The sequence below is a fragment of the Bradyrhizobium sp. 141 genome, assembly GCF_023074055.1.
GTDB lineage: Bacteria > Pseudomonadota > Alphaproteobacteria > Rhizobiales > Xanthobacteraceae > Bradyrhizobium.
In genome coordinates this window covers 1-2,500 of record NZ_JADPKR010000033.1, presented here as the reverse complement: position 1 = coordinate 2,500, position 2,500 = coordinate 1, and the positions used below count along the sequence as shown (strand labels likewise).

Below are 2,500 nucleotides of genomic sequence, written 5' to 3'. Positions count from 1 at the left end.
TGATCAAACCATCTGGTGGAGCCAGACGGGATCGAACCGACGACCTCATGCTTGCAAAGCACGCGCTCTCCCAGCTGAGCTATGGCCCCGTAACCAGAAGACGAATGCTCACTCGATGAAAGTGGTGGGCCTGGGAAGACTTGAACTTCCGACCTCACGCTTATCAAGCGCGCGCTCTAACCAACTGAGCTACAAGCCCCTAACGCATATCCAGTTAAGGACCGGGGATTCTGCAAGCCTGCAGCCCCAGCGCGTGTTCGTCCGCGAAGAAAGAGAAACGTAGACGGCGAAATCCCGCCAATGCAGCTCAACGATCTGGCGATCTGTTGGCCACTGATGTTTCTAAAACGGTTCGATAGAAGCAAGCTTCTGAAGAACCATCCTTAGAAAGGAGGTGATCCAGCCGCAGGTTCCCCTACGGCTACCTTGTTACGACTTCACCCCAGTCGCTGACCCTACCGTGGCCGGCTGCCTCCCTTGCGGGTTAGCGCACCGTCTTCAGGTAAAACCAACTCCCATGGTGTGACGGGCGGTGTGTACAAGGCCCGGGAACGTATTCACCGTGGCGTGCTGATCCACGATTACTAGCGATTCCAACTTCATGGGCTCGAGTTGCAGAGCCCAATCCGAACTGAGACGGCTTTTTGAGATTTGCGAAGGGTCGCCCCTTAGCATCCCATTGTCACCGCCATTGTAGCACGTGTGTAGCCCAGCCCGTAAGGGCCATGAGGACTTGACGTCATCCCCACCTTCCTCGCGGCTTATCACCGGCAGTCTCCTTAGAGTGCTCAACTAAATGGTAGCAACTAAGGACGGGGGTTGCGCTCGTTGCGGGACTTAACCCAACATCTCACGACACGAGCTGACGACAGCCATGCAGCACCTGTGTTCCAGGCTCCGAAGAGAAGGTCACATCTCTGCGACCGGTCCTGGACATGTCAAGGGCTGGTAAGGTTCTGCGCGTTGCGTCGAATTAAACCACATGCTCCACCGCTTGTGCGGGCCCCCGTCAATTCCTTTGAGTTTTAATCTTGCGACCGTACTCCCCAGGCGGAATGCTTAAAGCGTTAGCTGCGCCACTAGTGAGTAAACCCACTAACGGCTGGCATTCATCGTTTACGGCGTGGACTACCAGGGTATCTAATCCTGTTTGCTCCCCACGCTTTCGTGCCTCAGCGTCAGTATCGGGCCAGTGAGCCGCCTTCGCCACTGGTGTTCTTGCGAATATCTACGAATTTCACCTCTACACTCGCAGTTCCACTCACCTCTCCCGAACTCAAGATCTTCAGTATCAAAGGCAGTTCTGGAGTTGAGCTCCAGGATTTCACCCCTGACTTAAAGACCCGCCTACGCACCCTTTACGCCCAGTGATTCCGAGCAACGCTAGCCCCCTTCGTATTACCGCGGCTGCTGGCACGAAGTTAGCCGGGGCTTATTCTTGCGGTACCGTCATTATCTTCCCGCACAAAAGAGCTTTACAACCCTAGGGCCTTCATCACTCACGCGGCATGGCTGGATCAGGGTTGCCCCCATTGTCCAATATTCCCCACTGCTGCCTCCCGTAGGAGTTTGGGCCGTGTCTCAGTCCCAATGTGGCTGATCATCCTCTCAGACCAGCTACTGATCGTCGCCTTGGTGAGCCATTACCTCACCAACTAGCTAATCAGACGCGGGCCGATCTTTCGGCGATAAATCTTTCCCCGTAAGGGCTTATCCGGTATTAGCACAAGTTTCCCTGTGTTGTTCCGAACCAAAAGGTACGTTCCCACGCGTTACTCACCCGTCTGCCGCTGACGTATTGCTACGCCCGCTCGACTTGCATGTGTTAAGCCTGCCGCCAGCGTTCGCTCTGAGCCAGGATCAAACTCTCAAGTTGGACTTGAACTTTGAACCGGCTGATCACAACGTTTGACGAGGTCCCACCATTTTTCATCGACCGAAGTCGACGAGCTGCCTGCGATTCACATCGCTGGCAACGATGGTGTAACCTTTGAAACGTGTACCGCCGAAGTCTTTCGTCCGGTCTCGATCAGAAAAGCCGAAGCTTTTCAGAAGCGAGACCCGCAAGGACTCCGCCGTCCACGTTTCTCTTTCTTCATCTTCACTTGTCAAACAGCCCGAGACCGTGGAGGCCTCAACCTTCCAGAGAGGAAGGGTTCCGACACCCTTACCGACGATGGATGAACTCCAATCGACTTACGTCGACTGTTGTGTCACTCAACAAGGTGAGGAGCATCAGTGGCGCGTTCGCTCGCCTTGGTCAGTGACCCGGCGGCGCCGCGCTCAGTGGTCGGGTTATAGGCCCCCGCACTCGGGATTGTCAACGCCCATTGTCAACAAATCGTCGCACGGTGGATCATCGAAAAAATTCGAGCGTTTCCAATCTATTAGCGGGGGCGGGAGCGCGGCGGCCGGGACGGGGCGGCAAAAAATCTGAAAAAAAGTTTGCCCGCCGGCGGGCTCCGGAGGGCGCTTTAAGCCCCCCTTCCGGCCCCTCCCC

Annotated in this window: 2 tRNA genes and 1 rRNA gene; all 3 read right to left on the bottom strand. The window is 55.8% G+C overall.

From position 1 onward, the window contains the following. Window positions 1–13 precede the first annotated feature (13 nt). Window positions 14–89, bottom strand: a tRNA-Ala gene (locus IVA81_RS11240). Between the two features lie 33 nt (window positions 90–122). After that, a tRNA-Ile gene (locus IVA81_RS11235) sits at window positions 123–199 on the bottom strand. Between the two features lie 188 nt (window positions 200–387). Further along, window positions 388–1,876: ribosomal RNA gene (locus IVA81_RS11230) — 16S ribosomal RNA — on the bottom strand. Window positions 1,877–2,500 lie beyond the last annotated feature (624 nt).